The 22,396-nt window shown below is 53.4% G+C and carries 18 protein-coding genes; 11 read left to right on the top strand and 7 right to left on the bottom strand.

Going from position 1 to position 22,396, the window contains the following annotated elements:
- Window positions 1-26: 26 nt before the first annotated feature.
- Window positions 27-524, top strand: coding sequence for a hypothetical protein (locus FOE74_RS07210; RefSeq protein ID WP_149097915.1), 498 nt, complete (start codon window positions 27-29; stop codon window positions 522-524).
- Window positions 525-626: 102 nt separating this feature from the next.
- On the opposite strand, the gene FOE74_RS07205 is transcribed toward FOE74_RS07210, so the two are convergent.
- From FOE74_RS07205 to FOE74_RS07185, 5 genes are all read right to left on the bottom strand, one after another.
- Window positions 627-1,265, bottom strand: a complete 639-nt coding sequence (locus FOE74_RS07205; RefSeq protein ID WP_149097914.1) for a peroxiredoxin — start codon at window positions 1,263-1,265, stop codon at window positions 627-629.
- Between the two features lie 611 nt (window positions 1,266-1,876).
- Complete coding sequence (locus FOE74_RS07200; protein ID WP_149097913.1) at window positions 1,877-2,326, bottom strand: RrF2 family transcriptional regulator; 450 nt, start codon at window positions 2,324-2,326, stop codon at window positions 1,877-1,879.
- A gap of 23 nt (window positions 2,327-2,349) precedes the next feature.
- Window positions 2,350-3,774 carry a chromosomal replication initiator protein DnaA gene (gene dnaA / locus FOE74_RS07195; protein WP_149097912.1) on the bottom strand — a complete coding sequence of 475 codons (1,425 nt, stop codon included), beginning with the start codon at window positions 3,772-3,774 and terminating at the stop codon, window positions 2,350-2,352.
- 96 nt (window positions 3,775-3,870) lie between these two features.
- Window positions 3,871-4,806 (bottom strand): bifunctional metallophosphatase/5'-nucleotidase, encoded by a 936-nt coding sequence (locus FOE74_RS07190; protein WP_149097911.1) that lies wholly within the window; start codon window positions 4,804-4,806, stop codon window positions 3,871-3,873.
- Between the two features lie 83 nt (window positions 4,807-4,889).
- Window positions 4,890-5,657, bottom strand: coding sequence for a 5'-nucleotidase C-terminal domain-containing protein (locus FOE74_RS07185; RefSeq protein WP_225840716.1), 768 nt, complete (start codon window positions 5,655-5,657; stop codon window positions 4,890-4,892).
- Between the two features lie 607 nt (window positions 5,658-6,264).
- On the opposite strand from FOE74_RS07185, the gene FOE74_RS07180 reads away from it, so the two are divergent.
- The 3 genes from FOE74_RS07180 to FOE74_RS07170 all read left to right on the top strand — a co-directional run bounded on the left by FOE74_RS07180 (window position 6,265) and on the right by FOE74_RS07170 (window position 8,226).
- Window positions 6,265-6,528: a hypothetical protein gene (locus FOE74_RS07180; RefSeq protein ID WP_149097910.1), complete on the top strand. Its 264-nt coding sequence runs from the start codon at window positions 6,265-6,267 to the stop codon at window positions 6,526-6,528.
- Between the two features lie 222 nt (window positions 6,529-6,750).
- The gene (gene ctlX / locus FOE74_RS07175) at window positions 6,751-7,704 is read left to right on the top strand and encodes a citrulline utilization hydrolase CtlX (protein WP_149097909.1); all 954 of its coding nucleotides are present in this window, start codon (window positions 6,751-6,753) and stop codon (window positions 7,702-7,704) included.
- Between the two features lie 132 nt (window positions 7,705-7,836).
- Window positions 7,837-8,226, top strand: a complete 390-nt coding sequence (locus tag FOE74_RS07170) for a YkvA family protein (RefSeq protein ID WP_149097908.1) — start codon at window positions 7,837-7,839, stop codon at window positions 8,224-8,226.
- On the opposite strand, the gene FOE74_RS07165 is transcribed toward FOE74_RS07170, so the two are convergent.
- Window positions 8,223-8,972 carry a DUF72 domain-containing protein gene (locus FOE74_RS07165; RefSeq protein ID WP_149097907.1) on the bottom strand — a complete coding sequence of 250 codons (750 nt, stop codon included), beginning with the start codon at window positions 8,970-8,972 and terminating at the stop codon, window positions 8,223-8,225. The two genes, FOE74_RS07170 and FOE74_RS07165, sit on opposite strands and share 4 nt — an antisense overlap.
- Window positions 8,973-9,711: 739 nt before the next feature.
- On the opposite strand from FOE74_RS07165, the gene FOE74_RS07160 reads away from it, so the two are divergent.
- The 7 genes from FOE74_RS07160 to meaB all read left to right on the top strand — a co-directional run bounded on the left by FOE74_RS07160 (window position 9,712) and on the right by meaB (window position 21,252).
- Window positions 9,712-11,547 carry a methylmalonyl-CoA mutase family protein gene (locus FOE74_RS07160; protein WP_149097906.1) on the top strand — a complete coding sequence of 612 codons (1,836 nt, stop codon included), beginning with the start codon at window positions 9,712-9,714 and terminating at the stop codon, window positions 11,545-11,547.
- Window positions 11,548-11,726: 179 nt separating this feature from the next.
- On the top strand, window positions 11,727-12,125 hold the full coding sequence (locus FOE74_RS07155; protein ID WP_149097905.1) for a YybH family protein: 399 nt from the start codon (window positions 11,727-11,729) through the stop codon (window positions 12,123-12,125).
- A gap of 344 nt (window positions 12,126-12,469) precedes the next feature.
- A complete protein-coding gene (gene scpA / locus FOE74_RS07150) occupies window positions 12,470-14,602 on the top strand; it encodes a methylmalonyl-CoA mutase (RefSeq protein WP_149097904.1) in 2,133 nt (710 codons plus the stop codon).
- A gap of 188 nt (window positions 14,603-14,790) precedes the next feature.
- Window positions 14,791-15,468: a hypothetical protein gene (locus FOE74_RS07145; RefSeq protein WP_149097903.1), complete on the top strand. Its 678-nt coding sequence runs from the start codon at window positions 14,791-14,793 to the stop codon at window positions 15,466-15,468.
- Window positions 15,469-15,688: 220 nt separating this feature from the next.
- On the top strand, window positions 15,689-18,256 hold the full coding sequence (locus FOE74_RS07140) for a zinc-dependent metalloprotease (RefSeq protein ID WP_149097902.1): 2,568 nt from the start codon (window positions 15,689-15,691) through the stop codon (window positions 18,254-18,256).
- Between the two features lie 330 nt (window positions 18,257-18,586).
- The gene (locus FOE74_RS07135; RefSeq protein WP_225840715.1) at window positions 18,587-19,768 is read left to right on the top strand and encodes a YncE family protein; all 1,182 of its coding nucleotides are present in this window, start codon (window positions 18,587-18,589) and stop codon (window positions 19,766-19,768) included.
- Between the two features lie 500 nt (window positions 19,769-20,268).
- Entirely contained in the window at window positions 20,269-21,252 is a 984-nt protein-coding gene (meaB, locus tag FOE74_RS07130) for a methylmalonyl Co-A mutase-associated GTPase MeaB (RefSeq protein WP_149097900.1), read from the top strand.
- 234 nt (window positions 21,253-21,486) lie between these two features.
- Here the strand turns inward: meaB and xerD are convergent, their stop codons facing one another.
- On the bottom strand, window positions 21,487-22,386 hold the full coding sequence (xerD, locus tag FOE74_RS07125; protein WP_149097899.1) for a site-specific tyrosine recombinase XerD: 900 nt from the start codon (window positions 22,384-22,386) through the stop codon (window positions 21,487-21,489).
- Window positions 22,387-22,396: the final 10 nt, after the last annotated feature.

Raw genomic sequence — 22,396 nt, 5'->3', positions numbered from 1 at the left:
CTATCTTTGCCGAATACTTTTATTGCATGAGATCATTGGCTAGGGTTGGGTTGCGGCCGTCACGTGACCACAAAATTTCCTTCGGGGTGCAGTTGGCTTTGGTGCTGCTGTGGATGACCTATGGGTTGTTTCTTATTTTCACGGAGCCTACCAACTCCGCTAACGACCGTCATTTCATCCATTACGTGTTCCTGATTCTGGCTTTTGGGTACCTGTTGTTCATCCTGGCCCAGAACACGGGCTTGTTCGGGACGCAGTCTTACCTGGAGATCACGCCGGCCTACGTGGTGGAAAAGCGGGGGCACTTCAAAAAGAAGACCGCCATTTACCTGCAAGATGTCACCGGCATTACCATCAACAACGGGTTGGCTAAATTCAGCATGCGCAACGGCAGCAAATGCCAGGTAAACCTGAAGTTGATCAGCAACCGCAAAAGCCAACGCCTGGTGAAGGAGAAAATACAGGAAATAGCCGATAAACACGCCATTCCGGTCACCGACCTGACAGCGACTCCAAAAAGATAAACGGTTTAAAAGCCATCAAACCAAAAAGGGCCCTTCTTTGCAGAAGGGCCCTTTTTGGTTTGATGGCTCGGGCAGATTTCCCGAACCAGGCAAAGATAATGCTTAGTTTAAGTTCGGCTGCGGCGTCATCTTCAGGTACGGCTTGATCACCCGGTGCCCTTTGGGGAATTTGGCTTCCAGTTCCTCGGCCTTCACAGAAGGCAGGATCACGCACTCCTGACCATTTTCCCAGTTGGCGGGCGTGGCCACGCTGTGATGGGCCGTCAACTGTAAAGAATCTATCACCCGCAGGATCTCCGCGAAATTACGCCCCGTAGACGCCGGATAGGTGAAGATCAGCTTTACTTTCTTGTCTGGGCCTATGATGAACACAGACCGCACCGTAAAGGTATCACTGGCATTAGGGTGGATCATGTCATACAGGTCAGACACTTGGCGGTCTGGGTCAGCAATGATGGGAAAATTCACCGTGGTGTTCTGCGTCTCATTGATGTCCTGGATCCAGCCGTGGTGGGAATCAATAGGGTCAACACTCAAGGCTGCCACTTTCACGTTGCGGCGGTCAAACTCATCTTTGATGCGGGCTACCGCCCCTAGCTCTGTGGTGCAGACCGGGGTATAGTCACTAGGGTGCGAAAATAGGACTGCCCAGCCTTCGCCAATCCACTCATGGAAATTGATGGTGCCTTCAGAGGTCTCTGCCGTGAAATCAGGGGCGATGTCGCCTAATCGTAATGCCATAATGTTTATTGCTTAAAATTGGAAAAGTAGGTGCCAAAGGACGTATGCTGCTCCACCATGAGAGGCATCTCTATAGCTGTTCAACTCTATAACTGCGAAAGAATCTCTATAGATGAAGTAGACAAATAAAGAAACCAATTGCGGTAAATCCAACCCCTCAGGAATATAATTAGCAAGTTGATAATAGAAAGTAGGTTTCGTCGCTAAGTTCCGCAGTTTCCCTGCTGTAGCCGCCAACGTGGTTTCCTTTTATGGCCTTCTTCTGGAAAACAAGGTTAAAATGGCTTGGTGGGCTGAAAAGGCAGATCTGCAGGTCTGATGAGTCCGTTAAGTCAGGCATTTACAAATGGTAGAGACCAGGCATTGCCTTGTCTCTTTTTTCTGCAGGGTCTCGTTTCATTCTGATGCCCCGGAACAAGCCTGCATTAGTGAAACCAAGCCCCAGCAGCACCTGGAACGGCAGAACCAATCCGCAATGCGTGAGAGACAAGGCAGTGCCTGGTCTCTACAGGGGAAAATTACAGATGGCAAACCACCCAGGATAGCCTATAAAAGAAAAGGCTGTTTTAACCTTAGTTTGGTTAAAACAGCCCTAAAATGAAAATAGGAACTTAGATCTGGTTGGCTTCCTCCTCTACCACCAGGGCGGTTACTTTGGAGAAATCAGCCAGAAAGGTGGTGTCCAGAATGTCACAGGTGGCATCGCGCACGCGCTTCATGAGCAGGCGTATCTCGCAGGTGGCCTCGTCTACGCACTCTTCGCACTTGCGGTAATAGAGGTGGCTCACGCAGTGCACTGGGGCCAGCGGGCCGTCTACCATCCTGATCACGTTGCCCACGGAGATCTGGGCCGGGTCTTTCACCAGGGTGTAGCCGCCGTTCTTGCCGCGGGTGCTTTGCACGATCTGCTGCACCTTGAGGTCTACCAGAATGGCTTCCAGGAATTTACGAGGGATTCGCTCTGCGGCGGCAATCTCAGAGATAAGCACCAGGCCGCGATCTTGCTGCTTCGCTAAATACAAAAGCGCTTTGAGGGCGTACTTGGCTTTTTTTGAAATCATAGGGTGTAAGAGAAAACGCGTTGTTAAACCGCCTTCACCTTGAACTTCTTCTGCAGCTCCTGAATAGAAGCCTTGAATTTCTTGTCGGTATCAATCAAGTCAGAGACCGTCTGTACCGAGTGGATCACGGTAGAATGGTCGCGGCCCCCAAAATGGTACCCGATTGATTTGAGAGAATGGCTGGTGTATTCTTTGGCGAAGTACATGGCCACCTGGCGGGCGGTCACAATCTCTTTCTTGCGGGTTTTGGCTTTGAGGGAGTCCAGGCTTACCTGGAAGTACTCCGCCACCGTTTTCTGGATAAAGTCAAGGTTCACCTCCGTCTCCACATCTTCAATGATGTGTTTCAGGGCGGCTTTGGCCAGTTCCAGGTCAATCTCTTTGCGGTTCAAGGAGGACTGCGCTATTAACGAAATCAACACCCCTTCCAGTTCCCGCACGTTGGTATCTACGCTGTAGGCTAGGTATTCAATCACGTTGTCAGGGATGTGGATCCCGTCGCTCTGCATCTTCTTCTGGATGATGGCCATACGGGTCTCAAAATCCGGGCTCTGCAAATCGGCAGTGAGGCCCCACTTGAAGCGGGACAGCAGGCGCTCCTCCAGGCCTTTCAGGTCACGGGGCGGACAGTCTGAGGTCATCACAATCTGCTTGCCGCTCTGGTGCAGGTGGTTGAAGATGTGGAAGAACATCTCCTGGGTTTTGTCTTTTCCGCTCAGGAACTGCACGTCATCAATGATGAGAATGTCTACCAGCAGGTAGAAATTGGCGAAATCCTGCACGCTGTTGGTCTTCACAGATTCAATGAACTGGTTCACGAATTTCTCAGAAGACACGTACAGCACGAACTTGTCTGGGTTATTGCCTTTGATGTGGTTACCGATGGCCTGCACCAGGTGGGTCTTGCCCAACCCTACGCCGCCATACACCATTAACGGGTTAAAGGAGGTAGTGCCTGGCTTGTTGGCCACCGCGTACCCCGCAGAACGGGCCAGGCGGTTGCAGTCGCCCTCTATGTAGTTCTCAAACGTGTAGCTCTGGTTCAGCTGCGAGTTGAAGAAGTGCCGGTCAATGGCTTTGGACTCAAACGGGTTCTTGAGGAAGCTGCGCTCAGGGCTGTAGGAGTTGGCCACGGCGGTAGGCACCTTCTTGGTAGGGATATTCACCGTTTGGGGCTTGCTGTGGTCATTGCCCTGGTCCACGATGATGGAGTATTCCAGGCGGCCTTCTGAGCCCAGTTCCTGGAACACCACTTTCTTGAGCAGGCCCACGTAATGCTCCTCCAGCCACTCATAGAAGAACTGGCTGGGTACCTGAATGGTCAGCACGTTGTTCGCCAATGACAAAGGCACGATTGGCTCGAACCACGTCTTGTAGCTCTGCTCTCCTATGTTGTCCTTGATAACCTGTAAACAGTTATGCCAGACGGTAGTACAGTCCTTTATCATTAACATCGCTTCTTCCAATCCGCCGTTATATTGAGTGTCAAATTCTTGAGGGGGTTACAAAAATGGAAAAAAACTCTTGAACAAAAAACTTGAACCTTATGAAATTCTGACACCCCCATTCAATGGCAGAACTGAGGCGGTGGTGGCGGTTTTTGTTTTCGATTTCCGGTCAAAGGAAAAGTCAATCCGGCCCAAATTGATGCCTGACCAGCCTACCTGGTTCACCAGGGTCTCATGGCCGCTGGCGTGGGTGATCTTTTCCGGCTCGTCCAGGAACGTATGCGTGTGGCCCCCAATGATCAGGTCCATGCCGCTCACTTGCGTTGCCAGTTTGCGGTCATCAATCCTCTCAGATTCGTACTTATACCCTAAGTGCGACAGGCAAATCACCAGATCGGCTTTCTCCTCTTCGCGCAGGGCTTTCACCATTTTCTGGGCGGTGGCCACGGGATCCAGATACTTTACCCCGGCGTAGTGGGTGTCGGCCACCAATCCCGCCAGCTGGATGCCCAACCCAAAGACCCCTACCCTCACACCTTCCTTCACAAATACCTTATAGGGCTTGAAGCGGTCTTTCAAGATAGAGCCTGAGAAGTCATAATTGGCAATCAGGAACGGGAAACTGGCGTGGGGCAATTGCTTCTGCAAGCCTTCCAGGCCGTTATCAAAGTCATGGTTGCCCAGCGTGGCGGCATCATACCCCATCTGGCTCATGAGTTTATACTCCAGCTCGCCGCCAAAGAAGTTGAAATAGGGCGTACCCTGCCAAATGTCTCCGGCGTCTAGCAACAGTACGTTAGGCTCCTGCGCCCTGATCTGCTTGACCAGCGTGGCCCGGCGGGCCATTCCGCCCAGGCCTCCGTTCTTGCGCCCGTCGTTGGGGAAGGGATCAATGCGGGAGTGCATGTCATTGGTGTGCAGAATGGTGAGTTTGATGGGGGTAGAAGCGCCAAAGGCCAGACTGGGCAGCCCCACCACCGCCAAACCTGCCGTTCCTGCTAAGGTACTCTTTATAAATTCCCTGCGTTTCATTTCTTTTCAAATTTGAAGATTTGAAGATGTGGAAATTGGGAGATAGTGAATTTTCAAATTTCCACATCTCCTAATCTCCAAATCTAAAGCACTTTCACCCGGCCGTCTTTCTCAGAGACCACGGGCAGGCCCTTGGCGGTGCGCTGTTTGATTTCGTTCATGATGGCATCACGGGCCAAAAGGCCAGTTTTCTCCGTTTTGAGGGCGTTTTTCAGGAAACCCATGTTATCGCCGCCGTTGGCCAGGTAATCTGAGATAGCCAGGGTATAGGTTTTGGCCAGGTCAAGGGGCTGGCCCCCGATGGTGATGTTCTCCACCTGCCCGTTGCGAAGCGTATAGGAGGCATTGGCCAGGGAGAGGATCTTGGTGCGGCCGGCAAAGGCGAACATTTCTTTCACGGTAGCCCCAGACAGGGTCAAGACCATCATCTCGTTTTCAAAGGGCATCATCTCAAACACGTCTCCTACGGTGATAGGTCCTTTGTCTAAGGGGTTGCGCAGCCCGCCGTTGGTCATGCCGCCCAGGTCAATGGGCTTGCCGTACACGGCCATGGTTTGGGTGCGGCTCAGGTCGGCCACGAAATTCCCCAGCGGCGACTCCCACTCTCCCTTCTCAAGGGCCGCCGGGGCCTGCCCTATCACCTCGTTCATGGTTTTGTCAACGCGGGTACGGTAGGGGGTGATCACTTCTTCCAGGGCGGGGTCGGGGGCCACCTGGGTGTTGACCGGGATATCCGTTTGGGAGGCCAGACGCGCGGTAGGCACCAATGCTTTTTGGCAACCCGCCAACATCAAAGCCACGCCTACGCCTAAGCCAAGAGCGCGGGTACGGAAGAAAGAAAATAAAGGCATGGGTAAATACTGATTTTACCAAAGATACGGGGGTTGATCTTAAAAAGCCAATCTGCCCTACAAGGCCAGCAAGCCATTTTAAGGCTCTTTTAAGACAAATGACAGCAAAGCAACAGCCCCTCCCTGCTTTATAACCTCTTGACTTTTAATACGTTTTTAAGTAAACTTGATTCCATTCAGGTTAAACCAGTACCCACCTATAGATCACGCGCGCAGACCCTAATGTCCCAAACCAACAGGAACCCATTTCTCATAGGCAACTCCTTCTCCCTGAGGCTTACCCGGCCGCTGAACGAGAAGCTGACCGCACCGACGCCCCTCGGCTGCAGAGAAAAAATGGACCTGTCCATGGAGCGTTTTCTGGACTGTTCCTTCACCTTTCCCAGAACGCGGTTGCCGCACTCTCCGCCGTAGGCTAGACCCGCGGCCCAGGTTCCCAAAGACACCAGATCGGCCTTTTCTTCGTTTCAACTTATACCATGTGGTACTTGTTTTCTTGCCCTGCCGCTCCCCTGGCCGGGCAAAAGACAGGGCTTCAAGGCTTTGCCCTATCCTTTAAAAGCAGGTTTCTGTTTTTAGATTTCAACCATCCTTAACCATCACCACCATGAGCACTTCTTATTTACAGTACAGTAAATTCATTCTTTTAAAAGTTAGTTTTGACGTAGTGCTTTTTGAAAAAGAGTTCCGGAAATGCCTCCGGTTATTGCCCATTCAAGAGATCAGGGAGCTGAAGCGGTGGTGCCGCGCTACGTTCCCTAAGAAATTCAGAGGCGTGATGAGCCGCTGCTTCCGGTACTTCTGGCGCAACCGCCCTGCTGCCACCCAGCGTAAAAAAGAGGCACTGGCCCCGCTGCAAGGAACCAAATAGAACCTTCTTGTTTAAAACCTTTTTAACCCTGTCCCCTTTCCTGTTCTGTGCGCAGACCAGGAAAGGGGATTATGTTTTCAGGGCCTTTTCAGGAAAACGGCCCTGAAAAGACGCCTACCGGTAAATGCAGGTATTCCCGCCCAAACCTGCTTTCCGGGGGCGGGGCTGTTTCCTGTTCTTTTAATTGCCGTATCTTGCAGCTACGAACCAAATGGCCTATCCATGCAAACTGAACATAAACTTCCTTCCTTTACCAATGTGCCTTTGGCTACCCAAGTCTTGCTGGTACGTCCGGCCAGTTTTGGGTCAAACCCCCAAACGGCCGCCACCAATGCCTTTCAGCAGGAAGTGCCGGCCGGCACCGAGGCCCAGGTGCAGCAAAGGGCGCTGGATGAATTCAACCAGTTCCTCCTGAAGCTTTGGGCTGCCCGCATAGACGCGGTGGTGCTGGATGACGTAACCGATCCTGCCACCCCAGACGCGGTTTTCCCCAACAACTGGATTTCCTTCCACCAGGGCGGCAAGGTGGTTTTATACCCCATGCTCTCCCCTACCCGCCGCCTGGAGCGCCGGCCTGAATTATTGGCCCAGTTGCAGGAAGAGCACGGCCTGCCTTTTACCGAGGTCATAGACCTTACTCCTTTTGAGGACGAAGGCAAGTTCCTGGAAGGCACCGGCAGCCTGGTCCTGGACCGCCAGCACAAAATCGCCTATGCCTGCCTCTCAGAACGCACCCACCGGGAGCCCCTGGAGGTTTTCTGCGAGAAGATGGGCTACCGCCCGATTATGTTCCATGCCGTTGATGCCAATGGATTGCCCATCTACCACACCAATGTGCTGCTCACCGTAGGCGCCGACTTCGCCTTGGTGTGCCTGGAGGCGATTCCCGATGAGGAAGAGCAAGGGTTCCTATTGGAAGCGCTGGCCGACACGGGCAAGGAAATCCTGGACTTAAGTCTGGCCCAGGTGAAAAAGATGGCTGGCAACATGCTCCAGATCCGGAACAAGGTGGGCGAGCCGGTGCTGGTCATGTCTGAGAAAGCCTACAAAGCCTTGCGCAAAGACCAGTTTGAGGAGCTGAACAGCCGCACCAAGATGGTACGCTCTGACCTGCGAACCATTGAAGCCCACGGCGGCGGAAGCGCCCGCTGCATGCTAGCCGAGATTTTTATTTAATTGTTGATTGTTCATTGTTGAATGTGTTTTGAACAATCAGCAATGAACAATCAACCATCTTATTTACAGTTCATTTCCTGAAAACGGGCCTAAAACGATTCTCCTTCCCCAGTGTAATGACGCTAAAAAGTCGTGTGGCAGAAACTGAAACAATGGGCAAAGCAACTTAAGGCAGACCTCCAGGCCTTGGCTTTGGCGGTGACCGATGCCCGGGTACCTTGGTACGCCAAAGTAATGGCCGGTATCACGGTGGCCTACGCCCTCAGCCCCATTGACCTTATCCCGGACTTCATCCCTGTTTTAGGCTATCTGGACGATCTTTTGCTGTTACCCATCGGTATTTACTTTTCCCTTAAGCTTATCCCGCCGGTACTGCTCCAGGAGTTCAGGGAACAGGTGGCGCTGAGGGGCAAGCAGAAATTACCCAGAAGCAAAACTGCCGCCGCCATTATCGTCCTGCTGTGGCTTCTGTTTCTTTGGTGGGCCGGGCAGTTGGTCTGGCGCTGGTATCAAAGCCGTTAAAGGTTCAGGATGACCTCCCTCAGCTTTTTGGCGTCTGAAGTAGCGTTTCCACCAATGGTGTTGTTGAAAAAGCACCAAACGGTTTTCTCGTCTAGAAGCCAGTCCTGGGCCATGTACCCGAACCGCTCCAGCTCCTCTTCTGGGTAAGCACCGCGGTAGAGCTGCTCGTGGCCGTGCAACCGCATGTACACCGTGTTGGTAGTGGCGGCGGCCAAGGCAGGCCAGCGCTTCCCGGCACTGATCACCACCAGAGAGATCTCAAATTCCTCCAGCAGTTCCAGCACCTCCTCGGTATGCCAGGACGCGTGCCGTACTTCCAGCGCGAACACCGTCTCCGGATACAGCTTTCTCAGGAGCGTAAAAAAATGTTTGGCAATCAACTCATTGTAATGGAAGGAACCAGGCAACTGCACCAACACCGGGCCCAGGCGGTCGCCCATGAGCAGGAAGCGGTCCATCCATTTTTTAAGCGGCTCTTCTACGTTCTGCAACCGGCTTTCATGCGTGATAGAGCGGTGCAGTTTGGGCGCGAACTTGAAATGCGCCGGGGTGGTTTCCAGCCACTTCAAGATGGTCTTCTCCATGGTGAAATGGTAGAAACTGCTGTTCACCTCGGTACAGTTGAAATGCTGGGCATAAAAGGGCAACATCTCCGCTGATTTGATGTCCTCGGGGTAAAAGATGCCGCGCCACGCGTAGCTGTAGCCGGAGGTTCCTATGTATAATTTGTCTTGTTCAAAGTCCATGTGGAGTAGAGACGCAGAATCTGGGTTTGGGTTTTGCCACGTGGAGCGTTCGCTTGGGGAAAAGACGCCTTTTACAGGCTACTTTCTTGAAGATCAGAAGACTTTGGTGGGTGTGAGGCAGGGCGGGGTTCCGTTATCTTCTACTTGCGCTGCCCGATTATGGGGAATGCCTTTTGCCGTTGCTGGCGTGGCGGCTGGTTGATGCGGTGCCCTTATGCTTTGCCTTTCCATAGCTACTCTCCGAGCGCTCACGGCCGCGGGGCCCCGTCTTCCCCTCTCGCACTGCCCTTTCGGCCTGAACTGTCTGTTTCTCTTAGTATGTGCCTATCTAGGGCCAAAAGCGAGGCGCGCTCGGGAAAGACTGGAACAGGGGAAAGTAGCATTGACGGTGAGGAGAACCCTGTAGAGACAACGGCACCGCCTTGTCTCTTTACGCATGCCTTGTCTTCACAGGTCTTGCCGGTTGCGTGGTTGAAGCTAGAGTGAGGCATTTTAGGGCTGTTTCCAGGGAATCAAGCCTGAAATGGAATTCAGGGAAATACCTCCGCCCTAAGAATGCCTCTCCCAACTGGTTTCACGGCCACTCTTCTGGTTCTTTCCTATTCAACGGTTGGCATATGTTCTTTTAGCGCCTCTTTTTGCAGAACCGGGCCTAAAACAGACAGCGCAAATCCCACGGCAGCCGTAGAACAGTTGGAGCAAAAAGTTATCTTTACCCCATTATACGCCTGCTATTTTTATGACAGACAAATCCTCAGAGGAGGCACTTTTCCCGGAGTTTGGGCCGGTAACGGCTGCGCAATGGACCGCCAGAGTAACCCAAGACCTCAAAGGCACTGATCCCGCCGACCTGCAGTGGCAGAGCTACGAGGGGATTTCCGTGGCCCCGTTTTATACAAGGGAAGACCTTCCGCAGAACCCGGCATTGGATACCCGGCCAGGGCAATCCCCTTTCGTGCGCACGGCCAAAACGCAGAAAAACCAATGGCTTAACCTGCAGGCCATCCACTCCACCAGCAAAGGGCACAAGGCGGTAGACAAGGCGGTTTCTGTTCTCACCCGCGGCGTAGACGGGATTCATTTCATTCTGGAGAATGGGTATGAGTTTGACTGTGATTACCTAATTGAGCATATTGATCTCACCCAGGTGCCGGTATCATACACGGTTTCCTCTGAGGCGGCCAATTTTCTGCACCACCTGGTGACCGGTCTTTACCGCAAAGGCCTGAGCTTAGGGCAGCTGAACGGGTTCCTGAAGTGCGCGCCTATCCTGTCGTCAGAGAGCTACAAGCTGCTGGACATGGACCACGTGAAACACCTGTTGGAACAGTCTCTGGACGCGGATAATTTCTACGCCCTCACCATCAACGGCTCGCACTTCAGCAACAAGGGTGCCACGCTGGTGCAGGAAATCGCCATCACGCTGGCTATTGCCGTGTGCTATACCAACGGAATACGGCACGAGGTGCTGCCCGAGGAGCGTATCTTCCGGAACATGCAGTTCCACCTCACGGCAGGCACCAACTACTTCTTTGAGATTGCCAAACTACGGGCCGTGCGGCTGCTGTGGGCGAAGGTGGTGGAAGCCTACGGTGCCCCGCAGGAAGCGGCGGGTGCACTCCGCATCCACGTTTCCACGTCCCGCTGGCACCAGGCCACCCTGGATCCGCATACCAACCTGCTGCGCCATACTACCCAGATGATGAGCGCCATCATCGGCGGAGCCGACTCCGTGGAGGTAGAGCCTTTTGACAGCACCTTCAAGGAAGACAACGCCTTCAGTGAGCGCATTGCCCGTAATATCCCCATCATCCTTAGAGAGGAAGCGTACCTGGACCAGGCCATTGACCCGGCGGCTGGTTCCTATTACCTGGAGTACCTCACCCAGCAGATCGCGGAGAAAGCCTGGGCGCTGTTTCAGGAAATTGAAGGCAAGGGTGGGTTCATTCCGGCCTCCAACGCGGGCTTTATCCAGGACCTGATCAAGGAAACCACAAACCAGAAGTTCAAAGATATTGCCAGCGGCAAAGAGGTAATACTGGGCACAAACAAATTCCCCAACCCCAACGAGCAGCACGAATTTGACCCGGAGAAACTGATCCAGAGCAAAAAATTTGACAATACCCGCGCTGCCTACTCCTATGAAGTGATGCGCCTGGCCACCGAGCTGCATTTCCGGAAGAAGAAGCGCCGTCCGCATGCGTTGGTGGTGCACATGGGAAAGGCCTTGCAGGAACATATACACGCCTCCTTCGCCCGCGAGTTTTTCACCTGTTCGGGCTTCACTACCCAGGTGCTGAAATTCGACAATGTTTCTGCGGCGCTGACGGGTGTGAAAGAACTGGACGTGCAGGTGATAGTGATGGCAGCCCCAGACCAGCAGTTCCAGGAGTTTGCGGAGGCCTTCGCCAAAGGGATGCGGGCCCAGCAGAAACAGGGACCAGCCCTGATCCTCGCCGATGACCCCATGAGCTTGAAAGATGAGCTCCGCGGGCACGGCTTTGACGAGTTCCTGTTCCAGGGCTGTGACACCAAAGAAATCATCACCCGCATTCAGGAACGGTTAGGCGCGTAGCGCCGAGTCTTGAGTTCTGGGTCTTGGGTTCTGAGTCTTGGGTTCCGAGTCTTGAGTTCTTAGTTGTGCATGTTCATTAATTTCCTGCTTTGGGGTTGTTTCTGGAAAAACAGCCCCAAAGCAGGAGGTCACAGGCCGAAGAAGCTTCCGCATCCAATTCCTACACACAAATTACACCAATGGAAAACACGCTTTCCGTAGCCGCTTCAGAAACGCCCCTAGAGGCCGCCAAAATAGGTTTGCAGGGCCAGGTAGATGCCTGGAATGCCGGAAACACGGAACAGGCCATGGACTTTTACTGGAATTCACCAGAGATGCTCTGGATCAGTAAGACGGGCGTAGAAAAAGGCTGGCAACCGGTCTGGGAGATGTTTCAGCAAGATTTCCAGGACCGCAGCACCATGGGGCAGTACTCCTATGAACCGCTGCACCTGGAAGCCCTGGGCAAAGAAGCCGCCCTGTACGTGATCCAATGGAAGATTGAGCTGGACGGCAAAAGACTCATGGGCGGCGTTTCTTCGCAGATCTGGAAGAAAATGGATGGCAAATGGGTGATTGCCTCGGAGCACGCCTCTTAGGGAGTCCTGAGTTCTGAGTCCTGAGTCCTGAGTCTTGAGTCTTGAGGCTTAGAATACGCCTCCCTTTCCTGTCATCCTGAAAGGATCTTGTGGGCGAACTAGAAAGGCAAGGACTATGGAACATCCTATTTCCATTGGGTTAAGGCAAAGAGGACTGATAGGGAATTGAAAATAAAGTCAATGAACCCGAAAGTGGGCTTTTTACCCACGACTACCTGAAATACAGTTCGCCCACAAGATCCTTTCAGGAGGACAACACAGAAAGGGAGCGAGAACTTTACACATGTTAAACAGGCAGATATCCCGTTACAAAATACTTGATTCCTGCTACTTGAAACGAACCCATGAAACCAGATTTCACCAAGATACCTTTCACGTTTTCGGCCTCTGTTGGCCAAAACGCGCCCAAAACGGAGCCCAAGGCCTGGAAAACGGCGGAGCGGCTGCCCCTGCAGAACTTCTACACCAAAGAAGACACGGCCGCCTTTGAGCACTTGGACTTCGCGGCTGGTCTGCCACCCTTCCTGCGCGGGCCGTACAGCACCATGTACGTGAAGAACCCCTGGACCATCCGGCAGTATGCCGGCTTCAGTACCGCCGAGGAATCCAACGCGTTTTACCGCCGGAATCTGGAAGCCGGGCAAAAAGGACTTTCCGTGGCCTTTGACCTGGCTACGCACCGGGGCTATGACTCAGACCACCCACGCGTGGTGGGCGACGTGGGCAAGGCGGGCGTGGCCATTGACTCCATTCTGGATATGAAGGTTCTGTTCGATCAGATTCCGCTGGACCAGATGAGCGTCTCCATGACCATGAACGGCGCGGTACTGCCCATTCTGGCCTTCTACATTGTGGCCGCCGAGGAGCAGGGCGTGAAACCGGAGCAGTTGAGCGGCACCATCCAGAACGACATCCTGAAGGAGTTCATGGTGCGCAACACCTACATTTATCCGCCGGAGCCCAGCATGAAGATCATCGCCGATATCTTCGCCTACACCTCGCGGCATATGCCCAAATTCAACTCCATCTCCATCAGTGGCTACCACATGCAGGAAGCCGGGGCCACGGCCGATCTGGAGTTGGCCTATACCCTGGCGGATGGCCTGGAATACGTGCGTACCGGCTTGGCCGCGGGCATGGACATTGACACCTTCGCGCCGCGCTTATCGTTTTTCTGGGCGATTGGCATGAACCACTTCATGGAGATTGCCAAGATGCGCGCCGCCCGTATGCTATGGGCCAAGCTCATCAAGCAGTTCAACCCCAAAAGCGACAAATCCCTGGCCCTGCGTACCCATTGCCAAACCTCTGGCTGGAGCCTCACCGAGCAAGACCCGTTCAACAACGTAGCCCGCACCACCGTGGAAGCTTTAGCCGCGGCTTTAGGTGGAACCCAGAGTCTGCATACCAACGCCTTGGACGAGGCTATTGCCTTGCCCACGGATTTTTCGGCGCGCATTGCCCGCAACACCCAGATTTACCTGCAGCAGGAAACGCACATCACTAAAACCGTAGACCCGTGGGGCGGCTCTTACTACGTGGAGGCCCTCACCCACCAACTCTCGCACCGCGCCTGGGACCTGATCCAGGAAGTGGAGCGCTTGGGCGGTATGGCCAAAGCCATTGAAACCGGGCTGCCCAAGATGCGCATTGAGGAAGCCGCCGCCCGCAAACAGGCCCGCATTGATGCCGGCAAAGACGTGATCGTGGGTGTGAACAAATTCCGGCCGGAGTCTGAGGAAAAACTGGAGATTCTGGACATTGACAACACCGCCGTGCGCGAATCGCAACTGGCGCGGCTGGCCCAGCTCCGCGAGAACCGCGATGAGGCCGCCGTGTTCGCCGCCATGGATGCACTCACCAATGCTGCCGAAACCGGCGAGGGCAACCTGTTGGAACTGGCCGTGCAAGCGGCCCGCGTGCGCTGCAGCTTGGGCGAAATTTCTTATGCGTTAGAAAAAGTTTACGGCCGCCATCGGGCCACCATCAGATCCATATCCGGCGTGTACAGTTCAGAGATATCAGACGACGAGAACTTCGGCAAGGCCCAGGCTTTAGCTGATCAGTTTGCCGCCCAGGAAGGCCGCAGACCCAGAATCATGGTCGCTAAAATGGGCCAGGACGGCCACGACCGCGGCTCCAAAGTCATCGCCACCTCTTTCGCCGACCTCGGGTTTGACGTAGACCTGGGCCCGCTCTTCCAAACCCCGGAAGAAGTAGCCCTGCAAGCCGCCGAGAACGACGTGCATGTGGTAGGCGTGAGCAGCCTGGCCGCCGGCCATAAAACCCTCATTCCTTCCTTGATTGCCGAACTTAAAAAATTAGGCCGCGACGACATCATGGTTATTGCCGGCGGCGTAATTCCTGCCCAGGATTACCAGTTCCTGTATGATGCCGGGGTTGCAGGCGTGTTTGGGCCAGGAACGGTCATTAGTGTTGCCGCGCAGGAGATTTTAGAGAAGTTGCTGAAGGGGTAAGGTTTAGAACCAACCATCAACATCATTATCAGGGCGCCTCATTTAGAAATAGGGCGTCCTGACTGTTTTTGGTTTATCTATTTTCACTATTTTCAAAGAGCAAACCTTAGGAGCCACCTTTTTTTAATGGTGTGAATTCCCTAAGCAGTATCTCTGAAGTAAGCTTTAATCCTAAAATTTACCTTTTTATGGAAGCCTTCACCCCAGATGTTATTGTCAGTCCCTCTAAACAAATGAGAGACATGGTATTTAGCGAGGAAGCTACGGCAGAAAGCCTCGTGAAGGTAACGGGCCTCCCGCCTGCCACCACTGACATTCGCTTTCAACTCACCGATGTCTATATCAAAAAGAAAAGAGAAATTGGCAAGGCTGAGGTTTATGTGCTGACGGTAATCGCAGATGACTCCTCCACGGAGCCGTTGCAGTTGGAGACAAGGGTTTTTGAACATGTCAAAAACAAAACCCATTTAAGCCTGGGTCCCAAAGGCGTGACTTGCTATCGGAACACCCCGGGTAAAATCCCCCATTTCCTGGACTATCGTATCATGGTCATGGAATTTGACGGAGGTGCCAGAGACATGGGAGCTGTTTTGGCAGAAGTACAGGGCAACCAGCAATTCCAAAGCTTCAAAAATTCTATTTCAGGGATAACTACCTTAGGCGCTCCGCAAATTGCCTTGATCACAGCAGCAACAGATTTTGCCCTTGCTTTGACTGCCAAGATATTAAAAGGCAACAAAGATGATCAGTTGTTTCTGGTGCAAGGCTCTTTTGATAATACATTTGATTCTTTGGGCGTAACCGAAGGACTCATCACGCAAGGCAATAAGTTCGCTGACATTACTTATCAGGTTCAAGCAGTGTAAGGCTTTTTCTCCCGTCATAATGGTACTTCACCTGCAGGTTCTATAATCAGGATCATCTTGTTCATGGCCTCTTTTCTCTAAACCAGCCCTAAAACCTCTCTCTCTGAATTTTTCTCACCTTTCTATTTCCCTACCTTTAAACCTTCCTGCTGTTAGTTTGTCTAACGCACATTCAAAGCACACCTTCCTAAACCCTTATTACAAACAAGCGAACACCTTTATGAAGAAATTCTTACTGACGCTGGGGCTGGTTTCCTCTTTTGCCGGGGTGACCATGGCCCAGACTCGTCCCACGCAGCCCGCTGATTCTACCCGCCGGGTAGCGGGAGCGGCCGGTATGGCAGGCACGGCCAACCAAAAAGCCAAACCAAAACCCTACGACCAGGTCATCACAGACAAAGCCCAATCCAAATCAGGCTTTTTCAAGACCCACAAAGTAGAAGACAAGTACTTCTTTGAACTAGCCGACTCCGTTTTAGGCCGCGAGATCCTGGTGGTGAACCGTATCTCCAAAGCCGGGGCCGAGGTTCGTTCTGCCTCTGGGTATGCCGGAGACCAGATCGGCAGCGCGGTGATCATGTTTGAGAAGGGGCCAGATGACCGTATTTTCATGCGGAAGATCTCCTATGCCACCTACAGCCCAGACAGCACCAAGTCTATGTACCAGGCCGTGCAGCGCTCCAACGTGCAGGCCATTGTGGCGGCGTTCAACGTGGCCGCCTTCAGCCCGGGCAACAAAGGCAGCGTGATTGATGTCACTGACTACATCAAAGGCGAAAATGAGATTTTCTCGTTCAGTTCAGCGGCGGGTAAAACCCGTTTCCGGTTAGGCAACTTCATCCCAGACCGCAGCTACATCCAGAACGTGCGCAGCTTCCCGCAGAACGTGGAAGTGACCACCGTGAAGACCTACGTGCTTACCCCGCCCACCACTGGTTTCGGGGCGTCACCGGCCGGAGCCGCGGGCAACTCTACCTTGAACGGTTCTTCTACCATTGAAGTGAACACCTCTATGGTGGTGCTGCCTAAGAAACCCATGCAGCCGCGTTATTTTGATCCGCGCGTAGGGTACTTCACTGTGGGCTATACTGACTTTGATGCCAACCCCCAGGGGGTGAAGGAAATCCAGATGGTGAAACGCTGGAGACTGGAGCCCAAAGAGAAAGACATGGCAAAGTACAAGCGCGGCGAACTGGTAGAGCCCAAAGAGCCCATCGTGTTCTACATTGACCCGGCTACGCCGAAGAAATGGGTGCCTTACCTGATTACTGGCGTAAACGACTGGCAGAAAGCGTTTGAGAAAGCCGGTTTCAAGAACGCCATCGTCGGCAAGGAAGCCCCTTCTGCCAAAGAGAATCCTAACTGGAGCCTGGATGATGCCCGTCACAGCGCCATCGTGTACAAGCCTTCTGAGATCTCCAACGCCAGTGGCCCCAGCATCTCAGATCCGCGCAGCGGCGAGATTATGGAAAGCCACATCAACTGGTACCACAACGTGATGAAACTGGTGCGCGACTGGTACATGATCCAGGCCTCGGCCACGGATCCACGCGCCCGCAAAATGGAGTTCCCAGATGAATTGATGGGTGATTTGATCCGCTTTGTGTCGTCGCATGAGGTAGGCCACACGCTGGGTCTGCGCCACAACTACGGTTCCAGCTCTACAGTGCCGGTGGAAAACCTGCGTAACAAGAAATGGGTGGAGCAGAACGGCCACACCCCGTCTATCATGGACTACGCCCGCTTCAACTACGTGGCCCAGCCAGAAGACAACATTTCCTCTAAAGGCATCTACCCTAGAATTGGGGACTATGACCTGTGGGCCATTGAGTGGGGCTACCGTCTGTTGCCTAACGCCAAGAACGCCGCTGCAGAGATGCCTATCCTGAACAAGATGACCATGGAGAAGTTGAAAAACCGTCGCAACTGGTTCGGGACCGAGATCAACCCCGACGATCCGAACTCCCAGAACGAGGACTTAGGCGACAACGCCATGAAAGCCAGCGAGTACGGCATCAAGAACCTGCAGCGCATCTTGGTCAAACTGCCAGAATGGACCCGTGAAGAGAACGAAGGCTATGACAACCTGCAGAACATGTACGGTCAGCTGACCGGCCAGTTCAACCGCTACATGGGCCACGTGGCCAAGAACATTGGCGGTATCTACGAGAACCCGAAGACCGTGGAGATGGAAGGCGTGGTGTACGAACGTACCCCGGCCGCTACCCAGAAAGAGGCCATGGCGTTCCTGGACAAGCAATTGTTCACTACTCCTACCTGGTTACTGGCGCCTAACGTGTTAAACAACATCGGCACCAACCCCATGATCGTGGTTTCCAGAAGCCAGCAGACCGTTTTGAACCGTCTTATCAGCAACAACACCCTTACCAAGCTGATTGCCGGCGAAGCCATGGATGGCGCCAAGGCCTACAAGGTTACCGACTTTTTCCAGGACATGAACAACTCCATCTTCCGGGAAGTGAAAAACAAGCAGGCCATTGACGTGTACCGCCGCAACCTGCAGAAGATCTACGTAGAGCAACTCATTGACCTGGTGAAGCCAGCCCCGGCACCAACCGGTGCCACCGCTCAAATGCCTGGCAGAGGCAACACCGCCCCTACCATGAACATTGCCCAGAGTGATGTGATCTCGGTAGCTAAAGCCGAACTGCGTAACATCAACAACCTGATCAAGGCCTCAGCGGCATCGCAGTCAGATTCACTGAGCAACTACCACTTGCTGGATCTCTCTGACCGCATCAACGAAGCCCTGAACCCTAGAGGATAATCTTCCAAGATTTTCATAGCCTAAAAAAGCGGTGCCCCACCAGGCGCCGCTTTTTTGCGTTACAGCCTATAGGATTTCCAAAAAAGGGCTGTTTCCAGGAAAACACACCTAAAACAAAGGAACAATATTTTAACCTCCTCCACGGTTTATAAAGAGCAGACCCCAGGTAAAAGCTCAGCCAACAGTATCTGTTCAGGAGAGCCTCACTTGGTAAAAATCTCACGTTGAAGGCTTTGCTTTCTCCGTAAACGCAGCTTGCTTCCTTGAGCGGGGCAAAACAAGCGACAACAGGTTTTTGGCGCAATCTTTGAAATGTTCTCTACAAATTGAATGGCTTACGTGACAATGAAGAACACGCTTAAATTTTTGCTTCTGCTTCCGCTGGGGCTTCTTTCCCTTATGGCATTGGCCCAGAAAGAAGCTACCACCTGGTACTTTGGGCACAACGCGGGTTTGTCCTTTGCAGACCCGGCCAACCCGCAGCCCCTCAAAGATGGGAATATGTTCAGTGAGGAAGGCTGCGCTGTTCTCTCAGACGCCTTGGGCAACCTGCTGTTTTACACCAACGGCATGCAGGTCTGGAACCGCAACAAGCAGATCATGGCCGGCGGCGATTCCCTCAAAGGCCATGAATCCTCTACCCAATCGGCAGTGATCTTACCAAAGCCGGGTTCGCAGCACCTGTATTACCTTTTCACCACCGATTTCCAGGGCCAGAGCCACGGCCTGCAGTACCACCTCATTGACTTAAGCCGCAACGGGGGCCTGGGCGAAGTAGTCTCCAAAAACAACCTCATTTTTGCACCCGTCACCGAGAAACTGACGGCCATCAAACACCGCAACGGCCGCGATTACTGGGTTATCACCCACCGGTGGAACAGCTCGGCGTTCTACGCCTACCTCATCAGTGCCGACGGCATCACCTTCAAACCCGTGGAAAGCCACCTGGGCAGCATCCACGCCGGTGACAACGGCGGCACCATCGGTTACATGAAAGCCTCGCCTACCGGCGATAAGCTGGCCGTAGCCACCTGGGCCACCGTGAACAAGATTGAGGTATTCGGGTTCAACAACGAGAACGGAAAACTGTCACTGGCGGTAGATCTAGGTAAGTTTGATGAAGCCTATGGGGTAGAATTTTCGCCGGATGGCACCAAACTGTACGGCGGTAAAAACGGCATTGCCGGAGGCGAAGCCCGTATCTTCCAGTTTGATCTGTCAGCGGGTACCAATGACGCCATCATCCACTCGGGCAAGCAGGTAGCCAAAAGCATCAGCCGCAAGATTGGCGCCCTCCAGCTAGGCCCCGACGGCCGCATCTATGTGGCCCGCAACAACAGCAACTGGCTAGGCGTGATCCGGAACCCCAACGCCCTGGGCCCTGCCTGCGACTACAAAGATAGCGGCATCAACCTGGGTACCCAGAAAAGCGCCCTCGGCCTGCCCAACTTCCCCGGTTTCTATTTTCAGAACCTGTCTCCTTCCACCACCTCGGCCCTTCCGCCAAAGTAGTAAGTTTGCTTTTTTACGCCTGAAACAAGAATATCACAGAGCATGCTCTTCAGGCAATAACCCGCATTCTGTCCTTTGGAAGCAGGGCCGATAATTTCTGAAAATATAGCTGGTTCAAGTTTCTAACTTGGACCTAAAATGAGCTGAAGTTGCAAGAATGGTAAGGAACTTCACCCCAGTTTAAACCTTCAAAGTAGAACTTAACGGCCCTACCCCTTTGGAGGGGAAGGGTATGACTACTTTAGCAGTTCAAGCCGTTGCAAGAGTTTTTGTAGAGGCAATCTCTTATGGTTGCCCTTGCGCTTAGCCGCGGGGATACGGTTGTTCAAGCAGCCTCGTCATCCCCCTACCCCCTTCAAAGGGGGACGGAATGCGTGCTCTGTAATTTGGGTTTGCACCTTACCTTTTCCTCAAAAAGAGCCTACTTTCCAGAAACCTCGGCAGAAGCCGGGACTAATTCCTGATTTTCGCGTACTTTTCTGAAAACAGCCCCAAAACGAGTGCCGAAACGATTGACCCCTGACGAGTACGCGGCCGGAGTGTTATCTGGGAACCGGGTACTCCTGAGCCGCGCCATCACTTTAGTGGAAAGTACCCTTCCTTCTGACCAAGTCCTGGCCCATGCGGTCATGGAACAGGTATTGCCGCACGTGGGTAAATCAGTGCGGGTGGGCATCACGGGCGTGCCAGGCGTGGGCAAGAGCACGTTTATTGAGGCATTTGGGAATTACCTGCTGGAACAGCACGGCAAGAAACTGGCGGTGCTGGCCATTGACCCTACCAGCCAGCGCACCGGCGGCTCCATCTTAGGCGACAAGACCCGCATGGAAACCTTGTCTATCCATCAAAACGCCTATATCCGTCCCTCACCGGCGGGCAAAACCCTGGGCGGCGTAGCCCGCAGCACCCGGGAAAGCATCTTACTCTGCGAGGCCGCGGGCTTTGATGTGATTTTCGTGGAAACCGTAGGTGTGGGCCAGTCGGAGACGGCGGTGCACGAGATGGTGGATTTCTTCCTGCTCCTGATGCTGGCCGGGGCCGGCGATGAACTTCAGGGCATCAAAAAAGGCATCATGGAAATGGCCGATGCCATTGCCATCACCAAAGCCGACGGCCCCAACCTAACCCCAGCCACCAGTGCCCAAGCCGAGTACCAAAGCGCCTTACACCTTTTCCCATTGGGTGCGTCAAAATGGAGCCCTAAAGTGACGGTCTGTTCCGCGTATGAGAAATCCGGGCTTGGCGACATCTGGGACTCTGTGACCGAATACGTGCAGTTAACGCAGCAGAACGGCTACTTCCACCAGCGCCGCCAAGAGCAGAACCTGCATTGGCTGCGGCACAGCATCCGGCAACAGTTAGAGGAACGATTCTACCAGCACCCGGCCGTGCAAGCCCAGTGGGAAACAGTAGCCGGACAGGTCACACAGGGACAGAAATCACCTTTCGCCGCGGCGGCGGAGTTGTTTGGCTTGCTTTCCTGATTGAGGGCTTTTATTCTTTGTTTTTGCATTTGCTTCTCAAAAATGAGCGCAAGTCTTCTCCTCCGGCAAAACAACAAAGACAGGTATTTCTAGATTTGGTAGATCAGCAGATAGGTTAGAGACAAGGCAGTGCCTGGTCTCTACGGTTGCAGATGTAGGGCCTATCCCTGGTGGTTGCCCTTATATTGGGTTAATTTATTCTACTAAAAAGGCAACTACAAGGGTGCCCCACTTTTAACTTCTGGGGTGAAATTCCTGGATGACCTGTTTCAGGTAGTCACGGTCCAGGTGGGTATAGATCTCGGTGGTGGTGATGGATTCATGGCCCAACATTTCCTGCACCGCCCGTAGGTCTGCCCCGCCCTCAATAAGGTGCGTGGCGAAGGAGTGCCGGAAGGTGTGCGGGCTGATGTTTTTCTGAAGCCCGATTTTGGCGGCCAAATCTTTGATGATGTTGAAGACCATGACCCGGCTCAGGCTGGCGCCCCGGCGGTTCAGGAACACGAAATCCTCATGGCCTTTCTTGATGGTCTGGTGCGCCCGCACACCATCCAGGTAAATCCTGATGTACTTGAGGGCGTCGCGGCCAATGGGTACCAGGCGCTCTTTGTTGCCTTTGCCCGTAATGCGCAGAAAGCCCAAGTCTTCATACAGGTTGGTGATTTTCAACTCAATCAGCTCCGTCACACGCAATCCGCTGCTGTAGAGGGTTTCCAGCATGGCCTTGTTGCGGGTACCCTCTGGGGTGCTCACGTCAATGGCGTCAAAAAGGGCCACGATCTCGTCATAGGTGAGGGTGTCTGGGAGCTTGCGCTGCAGTTTGGGGCTTTCCAGGGTCTCTGTGGGGTCAGAGTCCAGCAGGTCTTCCATGATCAGGAACTTGTAGAAAGCCCGTATGCCGGAAATGGTGCGCGCCTGCGAATGGGCAGTCATGCCCAGGGAATGGATCCATTCCAGAAAGCCCTGCAACTGGGCGGCCTCAATGGCCAGGGGCCCGGTTTTCTGGTGGGTGATTTCCAGGTACTGCACCAGTTTGCGTACATCCCGTAGATAAGCCTCTACAGAGTGGCTGGACAAGGATTTCTCCAACTGGAGGTATCCTTGAAATTGGGTGAGGCTGATGGACCAGTTCATGGGGGAGGGA

Source organism: Rufibacter glacialis, assembly GCF_008271745.1.
Taxonomy (GTDB): domain Bacteria; phylum Bacteroidota; class Bacteroidia; order Cytophagales; family Hymenobacteraceae; genus Nibribacter; species Nibribacter glacialis.
The sequence above is the reverse complement of the archived record's forward strand: the minus strand, read 5'-3'. Positions and strand labels throughout refer to the sequence as shown.

What these genes read in the sequence shown, in the direction of transcription:
- FOE74_RS07210 (WP_149097915.1), top strand. Translation starts at nt 27, where the DNA reads ATGAGATCATTGGCTAGGGTTGGGTTGCGGCCGTCACGTGACCACAAA.
- FOE74_RS07205 (WP_149097914.1), bottom strand. Translation starts at nt 1,265, where the DNA reads ATGGCATTACGATTAGGCGACATCGCCCCTGATTTCACGGCAGAGACC.
- FOE74_RS07200 (WP_149097913.1), bottom strand. Translation starts at nt 2,326, where the DNA reads ATGATTTCAAAAAAAGCCAAGTACGCCCTCAAAGCGCTTTTGTATTTA.
- dnaA (WP_149097912.1), bottom strand. Translation starts at nt 3,774, where the DNA reads ATGATAAAGGACTGTACTACCGTCTGGCATAACTGTTTACAGGTTATC.
- FOE74_RS07190 (WP_149097911.1), bottom strand. Translation starts at nt 4,806, where the DNA reads ATGAAACGCAGGGAATTTATAAAGAGTACCTTAGCAGGAACGGCAGGT.
- FOE74_RS07185 (WP_225840716.1), bottom strand. Translation starts at nt 5,657, where the DNA reads ATGCCTTTATTTTCTTTCTTCCGTACCCGCGCTCTTGGCTTAGGCGTA.
- FOE74_RS07180 (WP_149097910.1), top strand. Translation starts at nt 6,265, where the DNA reads ATGAGCACTTCTTATTTACAGTACAGTAAATTCATTCTTTTAAAAGTT.
- ctlX (WP_149097909.1), top strand. Translation starts at nt 6,751, where the DNA reads ATGCAAACTGAACATAAACTTCCTTCCTTTACCAATGTGCCTTTGGCT.
- FOE74_RS07165 (WP_149097907.1), bottom strand. Translation starts at nt 8,972, where the DNA reads ATGGACTTTGAACAAGACAAATTATACATAGGAACCTCCGGCTACAGC.
- FOE74_RS07160 (WP_149097906.1), top strand. Translation starts at nt 9,712, where the DNA reads ATGACAGACAAATCCTCAGAGGAGGCACTTTTCCCGGAGTTTGGGCCG.
- FOE74_RS07155 (WP_149097905.1), top strand. Translation starts at nt 11,727, where the DNA reads ATGGAAAACACGCTTTCCGTAGCCGCTTCAGAAACGCCCCTAGAGGCC.
- scpA (WP_149097904.1), top strand. Translation starts at nt 12,470, where the DNA reads ATGAAACCAGATTTCACCAAGATACCTTTCACGTTTTCGGCCTCTGTT.
- FOE74_RS07145 (WP_149097903.1), top strand. Translation starts at nt 14,791, where the DNA reads ATGGAAGCCTTCACCCCAGATGTTATTGTCAGTCCCTCTAAACAAATG.
- FOE74_RS07140 (WP_149097902.1), top strand. Translation starts at nt 15,689, where the DNA reads ATGAAGAAATTCTTACTGACGCTGGGGCTGGTTTCCTCTTTTGCCGGG.
- FOE74_RS07135 (WP_225840715.1), top strand. Translation starts at nt 18,587, where the DNA reads ATGGCTTACGTGACAATGAAGAACACGCTTAAATTTTTGCTTCTGCTT.
- xerD (WP_149097899.1), bottom strand. Translation starts at nt 22,386, where the DNA reads ATGAACTGGTCCATCAGCCTCACCCAATTTCAAGGATACCTCCAGTTG.